Below are 11,556 nucleotides of genomic sequence, written 5' to 3'. Positions count from 1 at the left end.
TGCCACGATCATTCAAGTAATAGAATTCTATGATAGCAATGATAGGCTTCATCGACATCAACGAAGCTGCTGATTTTTCCATTCTCCAAAACATAGACGCGCTGGCAGTGCTCTCGTATGAAACCGGGATCGTGGGATACGATTATCATGGCTTTGTCTTTGCGCTTTTCAAATAGCTCGGTGCGAGATTTTTCTTGAAATCGCGCATCTCCCACGGCTACGACTTCATCGATCAGGAAGCAGTCGAAATCGACTGCCATTGAAATGCCAAATGCCAGCCGCGATAGCATGCCTGAGGAATAATTTTGTAATGGCTCATAGAGATAAGGGCCAAGTTCAGCGAAGTCGTCTACAATTTCGATCTTGTCCTTTGTGCTGACTCCGTAAACGCGGCAAATGAACCTGATATTATCCACGCCGGTCAAACCCGTCTGGAACGCTCCGCCGAATGCAAGCGGCCAGGAAACCGACATGCTTCGACTAACTTTGCCATGCGTCGGTCGTTCAGCGCCGCTGATGATTCGGATCATCGTCGACTTACCGGCACCATTTCTGCCGAGAATGCCGATCTTTTCCGCTCTTTCGATAGAAAGATTGATATCATCCAGCACGGTCTTAGGGCCGCGGCGGGTCTCGTAACGCTTGGTGACCGAATCCAGCTTTATCATGAGGTGCCGACCGCCTTCGTTGATCCCCACCCGCACCCTTCCATTTGGCCCGTAAATTTCACGGTACGATTGTGGATACCGTCGCCACCGGCAGGACGGAGGAAGCGATCACGTTGACAAACTTCTGGAGGTCAGCGAGCGGAGCGTTGGAGACATATAATATGTCTTGATTACGTATCGGAAAGCTCTGTGCGACGAAAAACAATGCAGGATCCCGCAGGTCGATACGGTAGATGACAGGAATTTTGTCCCCGGTTGCTCCACTGGCGAGCGCTTCGGGCGACTCCATCCGGAAAATAAACACCCCGGCCACGTTAGCACGCATGTCCTGAAGGCCGGAAACACGGCCTAGCGCCTGAGATAAAGTGATGCCCGTGGCTTCGAACGGAATTTCTTCGTTGCGGCCCGTCGCGCCCAGTGCGGTAAAGCTGTACGGCTGGTAAAGCGCCGTGACCAGATCGTCAGGCTGAAGCCGAATATTCTCTGCCGGATTTGCGACTACGCGCTCCAGTGGCATAGCAACTGTTCGGTCGCCGCGTGTCACTTGCACTGTCATTTTGCCGACCGGCTGCCGCGTTCCGCCAACGCTTGCCAACACGTCAAGCAGACGTTCACCCTTCGGCGTAAGGGGGACACGTGAACTATTGTTGACCTCGCCCATCACTGTCACTGTTCGGGACGCACTAGTGACCATTTTTACTAAAGCTTGCGGCGCGTGGGCCTTGCCCGCTAAGCCCCTCTCAATCGCTTGAGCCAACTGAGCCGGCGTGCGACCGGCCGCTTGGACAAAGCCCACGAACGGAATGGAAATTTTCCCCTCCGTATCAACCATCTGTTCCGTCAATTGCGAGCGCGGAGTCGCAGTTGCACCGGCTCCAAGATTAGCGATGCCTCCGCCGAACAGAACCGCGGGAGGCGCCTCCCAGAGTTCGACACTTACGATGTCGCCACGGCTTATTAGCGAACCGACGGGCGTTCCATCGCCCAATGCACCGGCAAAGCTTGCCTTCGGCGCGTTTTCAACCACGCGCTTTGCGACAGCGGAATCGAGCTCAATAATTCGAATGGCGCTCTCTCCGACTATGCGATCGGCACTTCGATTGATGGCGCTGGAGCGAGGCCCCCCCGCCGGCAGGAAGGCGCATGCAGAAAGCGACGCCGATAAGGCTACGGCGAGGATTGTTCTCGTTCCAGCGGGAAGCCCGCGATCTTGGTGGCCAGTGGCTGGATTAACATAGGTTGGCAAGGGCGACTGTCCATAGATGGGTTTGAGGGCCGACATAGCCGTCGGCAAAGTTCAAGGCAATGGTCACGAAAGGCAATGACGCTCTGTCCGCGCCGCTTCTCGTTTTGTTTTCCTGGAGCGCCACGCGGCAGAGGTCACACGGTCCACGGCTCAGCGGGTCAGGAAGTCACCCTCCCGCGCAACCCGGCCGCGCCAATATTCCAGCAAATCGCCCATCGTCTGTTCAAAGGAAATCTCGGGCTTCCAACCCGTGTGATTCTGGAACTTGGCGATGTTAGGTACCTGGAGGTCGGCGTCGATTGGGCGAAGCCGCTCAGGGTCGGTTTCGACGCTGATGTTCTTGACTTTTGAAAAGGACAGCAAGGTGTCCAGCATCTCGCGAACGGAAGCCACGTGATCGCCGCCGATATTGTAGTAGGCGCCTGCGATCGGCTCAACGGTCACCAGCATGTAGTAGGCACGCACCGCGTCCCGCACGTCCGCCCAGGTACGCAGGGAATCGAGGTTTCCGGTCTTCACAACCGGCGGAATCAAGTTGTTCTCAATTAGAGCGATCTGTTTTGCGAAGGTGCTCTCGGCGAACACGTCTCCGCGCCGCGGGCCGGTATGCGTGAACATACGTGTGGTCATGACCTTCATGCCGTAGGCCTCGCCATAGTAGCGGCCGATGAGGTCCGTTCCCACCTTGGAAATGGCATATGGCGATGCCGGGTGGAACGTGCATTCTTCGTCAATGGGCAGCTTTTCCTTCGGTACGCGACCGAATACTTCAGACGATGCGCACACATGGATCACGGCGTCAGGAGCGTGGCGCCGTAGAGCAGCGAGCAATCGTTCTGTTCCTTCAATATTGGTGTCGAAGGTCTCGATCGGCGCATCGAAACTGGTCTTGGGATAGCTCTGCGCTGCGAGATGGAAGACGTAATCTGGTTCGCTGTCACGCACTACCTGATCGAGCGACAGGGAGTCCCGGAGATCGCCATAGAGGAGATGCATCCGGTCCTTCGCGTTGATGCGCGGGATATGATGATGGATGTTGGTCAGCGGACTGCGCCACCGACACAGACCATAGATCTCCCAGTCCGTATTTGCCAACAGGTAATCCGCAAGGTGGGATCCCACCATGCCGGTGATGCCCGTAATGAGCGCCTTAGATGCCATCAACGATCTCCGATGTTAAATTCTATTTGGATTGCTTGATCGATCGACCGCACAGGCCGTCCGAGGATAGACTCAAGCCGGGTGGACACGAGCTGGATTTCCCGAGGCCTGTCTTTAAAGAAATCAGGGCTGGGAGAAATCTCGCGAATGTCCAGCTGCGGAGCAACCAGGCGCTTGATGGCTCCTGCGATGTCGAGCCGGGAAACTGAGTGACGCCCGCCGAAATTGACCGCATTCGCTGTAGTCTCCCAACGGGCATGGAGTGCGAGAAGGCCTTCTACTACATCGCCGCGGTGGATCACATGGCGTGCAAACGGGTGGAATATGTCGGCCGTGCTGCCGTTCGTGGCACAATCAAGGAGATAGCGGGTGAACTTGTCTTTCCGGGAAAAGACATAGGACAATCGCGCGACCTTGAAGCCCGGATCGCCCCAAAAGCGGCGCTCCACCTCTAGTTTCATTTCCGCATAGGCGCCGATCGGCTTACAAACAGCCTCTTCGTTGACTGGCAGAGGAGCTTCGCCATAAACAGCGTCGGAGGACAAGAAGATGACATGCGCGCCTCGAGCAAGCGCTTGTTCTACGAAGTGTGTTGTGCCAGTGACATTGACGGCATAGGCATTGTTGTAGTTATCGGAACAGTGATCCGGGCTCGAGACAGCAGCGGTTAAAACCACCGTACAATCTTTCGAAATTGCTTGATAGTCGAACTTCTCCGCATGAGCGAGGTTCAGGGGCAATAGACCGTTCCCGCCCAAAGAAGACGTGCCTGCAACCTTAAGTCCGCGATGGCTCGCCTCGGCGATGACCGCTTCGCCGACATACCCCTTTGCTCCGATGACCAAGAGCGATCCGTTCATGCCCATCGAGGATACTCCCAACTTGTTGCAGCCTCGACGATCAGGCGGCAGGTTTCGGTCTGCCCAAGCGCTTGTTCGTTGATCAGATGCGCCACTTGACTGCGACGCGTGGGGTCGACCAAGAACATGGCGAAGCCACCGCCGCCGGCACCCGACAGTTTTCCCGCCAATGCGCCATTCGACAGGGCGATATCGAACAGCTTCTCTACCTCCGGCGATGAAACGGCGGCAGAAGTTTGCTTCTTTGCTTCCCAACCGCGTGCCAGAATTCGGCCGACTTCCGGCATATTGCCAAATAGCAGCGCCTCCTTCATCAATGTTGCTTCTAGCTTGAGCTGGTGCATTGCTTCGAGCGACTTGCCGCCGCTACTGATAGATTTCGCCTGTGCATCTATAATGTTCGCCGACTGGCGCGAGCGGCCGGTAAATACTAGCAGAATCGAGGATTCCAACTCATTGTGGATATCCGGCCGAATGCGAAGCGGGTTCACCACAACGCGGTCGTTCGCGTAAAACTCCATGAAGTTGAAGCCGCCAAAGGCGCAAGCGTACTGGTCCTGCTTGCCTCCGGCCAGTCCGAGGTCGTTCCGCTCAATGGAATAAGCAAGACGGGCAAGATCATATTCACCCAGCGGCACCGCGACGAGTTCGCTAAGAGCAAGAACCATCGCCACCACAAGCGATGAAGACGATCCAAGACCGGAGCCCAGCGGCGCTTCCACCTCTGTGGTTAGTGTGAGCGGTATCCGGTGTCCGCCGTTGAATTCGTTCATCATGCGGCAGTAGACACCGTAGTGCAGCTTGAGACGGCTATCTGCTTCCGGCTCGGTGTCTAAATTGACTGTTTCCGTCACGCCCAGATCACTGGATCGGAGTACGATCATATCGTCGGATCGAGGTTGGACCGTGGCGTAGGCGAACTTATCGATCGTTACGTTGAGGATGGCGCCGCCATATTCATCGCAGTAGGGCGACACGTCCGAACCGCCGCCGGCGAGCCCCAGTCGAAGAGGTGCGCGCGCGCGTATCAGGAAGTCATCGCTTGTGCGGCCAGATCTTGGGGTGCGCAGAAATGAAGTCGCCATATATCACTTTGCCTTAACAATCGTCATGGTTCGTCCGCTTCCCTTCGCGAAGGTTGAGTTGCCTTGCGCTCACTCAGAGGTCAAGGCAGGCGACGCCCACCCCCAACCATTTGTCGAGGCCAAAAAGATACCGCCCCCCCTCGATGTGTCGATCATCCCTGCCTCCTCATCCACCGCCTGCGAGGCTTTTCTTCGCGCTGCTTGGTCATGGGGCAGGGTCATTCCATTAAGAAAGCCCCCTGACGCGGCTCATCACACCGAAGGTTGAGAGCAATGAGCTCAGGCTTTCAAAAGCTCAGAGATGCCACACACGATATGGTAGAAGGAACTGGCCGGTGCCGGTTCGTCGAGCGGCCGTCCGGCCTCATCCATCTTGTCATACCAAATCGCCGGGCGATCCTTGTCGAAGTAGTGGGTCAACCCGGCATAGGCAGCCACGATCTCCTGCTCGTCTGCTTCCATCGCAGTCCGGCGATGGCGGGCCACAGCGGACTTTAGCCGTTCGGTCTGCGGCCAGAGCCGGGCACGTCCATCAATCACCTCTCCGCTCAGGCTGACTTGATTTATGGCGAGGTTCCGTTGATCGCAGATGCCCCATTTCCGGGCAAAGCCTAACAGTTGTTCGGCCGTGGTCGTGCAGTGAATAGGGGCGAAGGCGACCTCAAAAAGCCAAGCCCATTCCAAACAATGACCCGGCTCCACGATGATGCCTTCGACCGGCGGCAGGGGCTTCCAGTTCTCATCGAAATACTCCGTCACGGCGCCGGAAGCGCTGTCCTGAAAGCGTCCCTTGAACATCACCGCTATCCGAGTAGCGAATTCCTTCCACCGCGGATTGCCAGTGTAGTTGTAGTGGGCAAGACCCGCTTCAAACAGATGCATGTGAGGGTTCTGCCGGAATGGCGGGCAGGGGGTGATATCCCCCTCCCAATATCCGCCCTGCAGCCGACCCCAACGATCTTCCAGCCTGTCCAATACCCGTTCTGCGAGCTCGAAAAGCTCCTTCCGCTCCAGCGCTTCGGCGGCATGGGCGAGCGCGAAGAGACCGAACGCCTGATTGTAAAGATCCGGTCGATCGTCCGCAACGGCGCCGCTCGCGTCGAACGCATGAACAAATTCACCACTGCTGGAAATGCCTTTGTTCACGAGATGATCCACCGCGCGTGCGACGGTCTCGCGCCAGGGTCCGCTCCATCCTAACCGACCGATTTCGCAGAAGCTGTATATCTGTCGCGCTTGCACCATCAGGCGCCGGAAATTGTCCAAAGGTCTGCCTGCGCGGGAAAAAGCCTCCACGAACATACCGTCGGCATGCACGCCCTGAGTCGCCCAGAACGGTGCCGCTACCTCAAACAGCCATGTTCGTGCGTCTTGCTGGGCGTGCTGTAAGGCCATGAAGTTCCCCAATGATATCATGCAATGTCGGGCAGGCCCCACAAGCGGGCCGGTCATGCCGTCTTGAGTCCAGAATGTCTAGGACTTGATTTGTGATTGCAGAGCCTTGAGATATTGATCCTTTAAAGGGTCCTGGATCGGTCCGCGCTGGCTGGGCCGCAGCCGACCTCTGTTGGGTCCCGCAGAGGCGAACGTTGTACTAGCTCGATTCGCCGGGAAAGCTGCGGATCCCTTTTAACGGCGAGCTTGTGTCTGTGGCGAGCCGGGTGCTGTGACGATTGCCACCAGCCACCGCTTCGTTAAGATACAGTGCCTCGATCTCGAAACCCTCTCGTATGCTGCATCGTCGCACAGTACTGAGAGGATGGGAGTTCCTAAAACGGATTCCTCGTTCCGCTCGATCCACTGGTTAACCCTCGATAGATAAACAAAGATGGCAGAATTGATCTTAAACTAGATTTATCTCTGCTGAACCAGAAATTGGAGATCTCAGGTTTCTTGCGACTAAAACTATATCGAGGTTAGCTGATTTCGAGTTCGGAAGGATATTGCTGATGTCAGTTGCCAGCAGCTGTCGTACGTGTTTTCGCCGGTCGGTTGATGGATTCTGGCATTGTTTTATTCTGATGTCGTGGCATGCCGCTGGCGTCGGGCGCTAAGTCTTGGTTGACATATTTTGCATCGGAATGCGATGACAAGACCTTAAAGAACAAAAAAGGTAAATTCAACAAAGTGCTGCATTTTGACCAGAAGTTGGGCCGGCGAGACGAAGAGGCAACGGCCCGCTCTCTGCCGCTAGCCGCCTTGGCCGAGTTTTCCGCTGGCAAAGATGTGGTGATTGCAGGGACGTTCGCCTCGGCTTTAGCGCCGCTTCTGTCAGGAGCGCGCATTGTTGGAATTTTCAGTTCTGGGTCGGTTGCTGAAGTAGTTTCGGCGCCTCGCGATCTGCCAAGCGGTTGGCGGTGCATTGATCCTTCGGCTCTTGCCACGTGCCTTCCCCCTTGCGACGTTCTCGTAGTCAGCGACGCGGCTTGGGGTGAAGCGATCGTTAGCGATGCTGGTCATCTCTCCGCTTTGGCTAATAGAGTTCGGGACCGGATTGTCTTGCCCGTTGAGGGATTGCCCCTTCTTGCTGCTTGCCGTTGGATATCGGGCCATTCATGGGTGGAAAGTTCCGATACGAATGTCTGGATATGGACTAATAGCGAGCGATCGCAAATCGAGGCTGAAATTTGTCTGCTCCGCCCGTCAGGTCGCGCGCTGGCACTAAAGTTTCATACGATGGCACGGCCGGAAGCTGCTGGCGAATTAATAATTGACATGGGCGGGCAATGCGTCGTTGCCGCTGCGCCATCGGACTGGATCACAGTTCCGTTTGTTGCAGACGCACCTCGGATTTCCATTTCCTGGCGGGCAAACATCCCCGCACTCGCTCTATCGCCTGATGTTCGACGCATGAGTTTCGGCTTGGTCGATATGCATCTGCTCGCCGAAGATGGCACTACGTTGGTTCCGCCAGCCGATTTCATGCAGCAACCGACGCTCGGTGACACAACACCGCGCGCCGCGAGGTCGGCCCTCCACGCATCAGGATTCACCCGCGTCCATTCCCTCGCGAGTTCGTCTGACGGTCATCGCCGTAGCCGCTTAATCGCTTCATCTTCAATCATGCTGGAAGGACTCGATTGCATAGCCGACGATTATGGGGCCGCTGCGCCCATGCTGCTGGGCAAGGGTGAGATTGCCTGGCTATTCGCAAGCAAATCTTTGACCGCATGCCCCATTGGGGGTGACGCGCATGGTTGAAGTTGGCACCTGCTATGTTTTCGCTGGGGTAGGCAGCGAATATTCGCTCGCGCCGTTGGCGGACTTTCTCAGGAAGCGAGGAAGGCACTGCATTGAGATCGACATGGTGCGTCCGGGTTGGCGTGCTGCCTTGGCGGAAGCGCTGCAGGCGAAGCGGCGTATTCTGCTCAGCTCGCAACATCCGTACATGAACGGGCATCACTATAATGTATATTACGGCACCGAACTGGATGTCCTGAACGTGCCTGAGTTGCAGGAGCTGTTGCAGCCCCATCGCAGCTACTTCGTGCCTCATGATCTGCTGTCTCCGATCAAAGCGTCGGAGGTCGCTGGGTTGACGCTGTTCGACGCAATATTGATGCCGTCGGACAGCTGGTGGTATCTCTCGACCTATGTCCGCTGCGAGGCTGTCGGGTGGATAAAAGCTGCACGGAACATCCCCTGTGAAATCGCTCGAACTCCTTTGCAGATTGCTTGGCTGCCCTCGGAGATTGGGGCCTGGCTTGCGCGCCCAGCCGGGCTGTTCGAGGAAGTTTACAGCGACCTTTTCGCCTTGCGTCCGTTGTTCAAGGCGCCCGCTTTCCCAGGCACTGAGGTGATGATCCGCTTGGCCGTAGACGCCGGATGCCAGGTATTTGATGCTTCGATTCAGTCCAGTGCGCTCATTAACCAATCGCATGTTGTGGTATCGAATGGACTTTCGTCAATCTGCGCCGAGGCGGCATTAAAGGGATTGCCGACCCTGTGCATAGACGACGGCTCAGTCGAATCATGGTATCTTCGTGACCATTGGCAAGCTGTCCCTGAGGTGGCGGTTCATGCTCCTGATCAGGCCTGGGCGCTGCTTTCGTGTTGGCGTGACCATCCTGAACGGATTCCATCGCGGACTTCGTCTGTCATTGCACCATTCGATTTCGATAAGGCGGCCTCTATTGTTGAGGCGTTATGAAACAGTGGAGTGACGCCGATATGGGAAAAGAGGAGAGCAAGTGGCACTTCGCTTTCGATCTGGATGGTACGATCACATCCGAAGAATTGCTGCCCAGAATTGCGGAAGCCGTTGGGCTGCGTGATGAAATCGCAAAGCTTACGGAACTTACAATGGCGGGGCGGATACCGTTCGCCTATAGCTTTCAGGAGAGGGTAAAGCTCTTACAGAACATCCCTGTTTCGGCTGTGCGCAAGATTGTGGAGAGCGTGGACACCGATCCGCATATCGTTACTTTCCTTCAACAGAATGCCGACCGTTGCTACATCGTTACCGGTAACCTCGACGTTTGGGTCGGGGCGCTTTGCGTCCGTCTTGGCGCGAAGCTCATTTCATCATCTGCGCTCGTGAGGGATGATCGGATCGCCGATCTAACGAGCATCGTCGATAAGCGCGTTGCAGCGCGGACAATCCCTCGGCCATTTGCCGCTATCGGTGATGGCCATAATGATCTAGGCATGCTGGAGGCCGCGGATGTCGCTGTTGCCTTTGGCGGCGTTCATCCACCTGCGCAGTCGCTGCTGAGAGCCGCAACCCACGCGATTTACGATGGAGCCGCCCTGTGCCGCTTTCTCCGACAGTTGTGATCAGTTGCGCAGGCATGGCGACCAGACTGGGCATGGGTATGACCAAAGCGTTGATCGATATCTGTGGCAAACCTCTGCTGCACTGGCAACTCGCCATGCTGCGCGAAGTAAAGGATGTCCGGGTAGTCGTGGGGCACCAAGCAGACCAAGTGATAGAATGCGCGCTTGCCGCTAGGCGCGACATCACCTTCGTTTTCAATCATGCCTATCAGACCACAGGGACAGCAAAGAGCTTGTGCCTTGCTGCCTTGGGAGTGCAGGGGGATATCGTCTCCCTCGACGGCGACTTGCTTGTGGTACCTCAGGATTTCGGAAATTTCCTTGATGCAGACACGGCGCTTGTTGGCTGTCTTCCCATTTCTAGTTCGCAGCCTGTAATGGTTGAAACATCTGGTGATAAGCTCGGTGCAATGGTTACTGCCTTTTCGATGGAAAGGGGAACAGCGGAATGGTCCGGCCTAGCCAGAGTATCCGCTGAACAACTTCGTCGAGCGAATGATGAGGGGCGAGCTGAGGGGCACGTCTATCACATGCTGGAGCCCTTGCTGCCGCTGCCTGTGATTGAAGTGCGCGCCACAGAGGTGGATACCATCGACGACTATGAACGTGCGCTGATTTGGATGCAGCAATATCGTGACGCTTGGGAGAATTCGTGATGAGTAGTAAGATCGATAGTGCAAAGATCGATCGTTTTTGGGAGGCACGGTCGCGTCAGTCAGCGGTGGAAGCCGCGCGCTTCCACCCTGAGTTCACACTCTACGATCTGGCGTTGATCGAACCGCATCTTACCGATGGCTCAACGGTACTCGATCTAGGGTGCGGTACGTGCGCGCTTGCGAATGCAATTGCTGCTCGAGCAACGGTCCATGTTCATGCTGTCGACAAATATCCGGGAATGGTCGACTTTGCAGATAAACGACGCAATCTCAGTACCGAAGTTGCAGACGCAACTACCTATAAGGGGGATAGGCTGTTTGATGTCATCCTTCTATTTGGCGTTATCAACTCCATACCCGATGCTGACGATCGGATGCAGATGTATAGTAACTTGTGGCGAATGCTTCCCCCGGGCGGCACGCTGATTGTCAAAAGTCAATTTGGTATCGCGCAGGATGTTCTCGTTGACGCCTTTTCGCAGGATTTAGCTATGGACTATGCGGCCATATATCCATGCGTCAGCGAAGAAATGGACCGTCTTGGAACCCAATTCTCCGTGACGCGGATAGATCCCTATCCTGCTGAATATAACCGCTGGTCAAATACCCATTTTTACGCCTTCCTGTGCTCCAAGCGCTAAATTGAATCTTAACATCGGCATGGGGACAAACGTGGGGCGAACGGCTTTGTCACGGGTGCCACAGTGCCATTCCGCGAGTTTAACGCTTGATACTCATACGAAAGCCAAAATGAGCGCTGACAATGTTCTTGGAAGACATTGACTGCACCCAATTGAAATTGCGGGTGCGAAAAATATTCGAGGTCGGTTTATTCCTCGCTTTCACAGCCAACATTTAGAGCGGTTTTCGACCGTTTTGAATCGATGAGGGATTTCCCTCCGGTCTGATTTGTGATTCAGAATCTGTGCTGGTGAAGGAGGCCGGCATGGATGGGTCACCCTCTGTCGATGGATTTGCGCACGCGGCTTCTGGCGGCGATTGATGGCGGGCTGAGTTGCCGAGGAGCGGCGGCGCGCTTTGGGGTTGCGCCATCGACAGCCATTCGCTGGCAGGCGCAGCGTCTGTAAGCGGGGTCTGACGGCC

The 11,556-nt window shown here is 55.9% G+C and carries 11 protein-coding genes and 1 pseudogene; 6 read left to right on the top strand and 6 right to left on the bottom strand.

The genetic code is table 11. The features are described 5' to 3' along the window. Positions 1–8: 8 nt before the first annotated feature. The 6 genes from ACZ5U1_RS08070 to ACZ5U1_RS08045 form a co-directional block, all read right to left on the bottom strand. On the bottom strand, positions 9–698 hold the full coding sequence (locus tag ACZ5U1_RS08070) for an ABC transporter ATP-binding protein (protein ID WP_464777961.1): 690 nt from the start codon (positions 696–698) through the stop codon (positions 9–11). A 28-nt stretch (positions 699–726) separates the two neighbouring features. Beyond that, positions 727–1,914 (bottom strand): polysaccharide biosynthesis/export family protein, encoded by a 1,188-nt coding sequence (locus ACZ5U1_RS08065; RefSeq protein WP_464777960.1) that lies wholly within the window; start codon positions 1,912–1,914, stop codon positions 727–729. A gap of 150 nt (positions 1,915–2,064) precedes the next feature. After that, on the bottom strand, positions 2,065–3,075 hold the full coding sequence (locus tag ACZ5U1_RS08060; RefSeq protein ID WP_464777959.1) for a GDP-mannose 4,6-dehydratase: 1,011 nt from the start codon (positions 3,073–3,075) through the stop codon (positions 2,065–2,067). After that, positions 3,075–3,941: an NAD-dependent epimerase/dehydratase family protein gene (locus tag ACZ5U1_RS08055; RefSeq protein WP_464777958.1), complete on the bottom strand. Its 867-nt coding sequence runs from the start codon at positions 3,939–3,941 to the stop codon at positions 3,075–3,077. The genes ACZ5U1_RS08060 and ACZ5U1_RS08055 overlap by 1 nt, the downstream gene beginning before the upstream one ends. Beyond that, positions 3,932–5,020 (bottom strand): GHMP family kinase ATP-binding protein, encoded by a 1,089-nt coding sequence (locus ACZ5U1_RS08050; RefSeq protein ID WP_464777957.1) that lies wholly within the window; start codon positions 5,018–5,020, stop codon positions 3,932–3,934. Before ACZ5U1_RS08050 ends, ACZ5U1_RS08055 begins: the two co-directional genes overlap by 10 nt. A gap of 279 nt (positions 5,021–5,299) precedes the next feature. Further along, complete coding sequence (locus ACZ5U1_RS08045) at positions 5,300–6,415, bottom strand: AGE family epimerase/isomerase (protein WP_464777956.1); 1,116 nt, start codon at positions 6,413–6,415, stop codon at positions 5,300–5,302. Positions 6,416–7,081: 666 nt separating this feature from the next. Here ACZ5U1_RS08045 and ACZ5U1_RS08040 point away from each other — a divergent pair. The 6 genes and pseudogenes from ACZ5U1_RS08040 to ACZ5U1_RS08015 form a co-directional block, all read left to right on the top strand. Continuing rightward, positions 7,082–8,221, top strand: coding sequence for a hypothetical protein (locus tag ACZ5U1_RS08040; protein WP_464777955.1), 1,140 nt, complete (start codon positions 7,082–7,084; stop codon positions 8,219–8,221). Next, a complete protein-coding gene (locus ACZ5U1_RS08035; RefSeq protein ID WP_464777954.1) occupies positions 8,214–9,170 on the top strand; it encodes a hypothetical protein in 957 nt (318 codons plus the stop codon). The genes ACZ5U1_RS08040 and ACZ5U1_RS08035 overlap by 8 nt, the downstream gene beginning before the upstream one ends. 20 nt (positions 9,171–9,190) lie before the next feature. Further along, positions 9,191–9,796 carry an HAD family hydrolase gene (locus ACZ5U1_RS08030; protein ID WP_464777953.1) on the top strand — a complete coding sequence of 202 codons (606 nt, stop codon included), beginning with the start codon at positions 9,191–9,193 and terminating at the stop codon, positions 9,794–9,796. A 32-nt stretch (positions 9,797–9,828) separates the two neighbouring features. Then, complete coding sequence (locus ACZ5U1_RS08025) at positions 9,829–10,452, top strand: NTP transferase domain-containing protein (RefSeq protein ID WP_464777952.1); 624 nt, start codon at positions 9,829–9,831, stop codon at positions 10,450–10,452. Next, positions 10,452–11,093: a class I SAM-dependent methyltransferase gene (locus ACZ5U1_RS08020; RefSeq protein WP_464777951.1), complete on the top strand. Its 642-nt coding sequence runs from the start codon at positions 10,452–10,454 to the stop codon at positions 11,091–11,093. Before ACZ5U1_RS08025 ends, ACZ5U1_RS08020 begins: the two co-directional genes overlap by 1 nt. Before the next feature lie 309 nt (positions 11,094–11,402). Further along, positions 11,403–11,531, top strand: a pseudogene (locus tag ACZ5U1_RS08015) (IS630 family transposase); the annotation flags it as partial. Positions 11,532–11,556 lie beyond the last annotated feature (25 nt).

It is taken from the genome of Sphingobium sp. TomTYG72, assembly GCF_055394715.1.
The sequence above is the reverse complement of the archived record's forward strand: the minus strand, read 5'-3'. Positions and strand labels throughout refer to the sequence as shown.

Bases quoted from the DNA above. Each gene is read 5' to 3' on its own strand.
- ACZ5U1_RS08055 (WP_464777958.1), bottom strand. From the start codon at position 3,941: ATGGGCATGAACGGATCGCTCTTGGTCATCGGAGCAAAGGGGTATGTC.
- ACZ5U1_RS08060 (WP_464777959.1), bottom strand. From the start codon at position 3,075: ATGGCATCTAAGGCGCTCATTACGGGCATCACCGGCATGGTGGGATCC.
- ACZ5U1_RS08020 (WP_464777951.1), top strand. From the start codon at position 10,452: ATGAGTAGTAAGATCGATAGTGCAAAGATCGATCGTTTTTGGGAGGCA.
- ACZ5U1_RS08025 (WP_464777952.1), top strand. From the start codon at position 9,829: ATGGGTATGACCAAAGCGTTGATCGATATCTGTGGCAAACCTCTGCTG.
- ACZ5U1_RS08035 (WP_464777954.1), top strand. From the start codon at position 8,214: ATGGTTGAAGTTGGCACCTGCTATGTTTTCGCTGGGGTAGGCAGCGAA.
- ACZ5U1_RS08030 (WP_464777953.1), top strand. From the start codon at position 9,191: ATGGGAAAAGAGGAGAGCAAGTGGCACTTCGCTTTCGATCTGGATGGT.
- ACZ5U1_RS08045 (WP_464777956.1), bottom strand. From the start codon at position 6,415: ATGGCCTTACAGCACGCCCAGCAAGACGCACGAACATGGCTGTTTGAG.
- ACZ5U1_RS08050 (WP_464777957.1), bottom strand. From the start codon at position 5,020: ATGGCGACTTCATTTCTGCGCACCCCAAGATCTGGCCGCACAAGCGAT.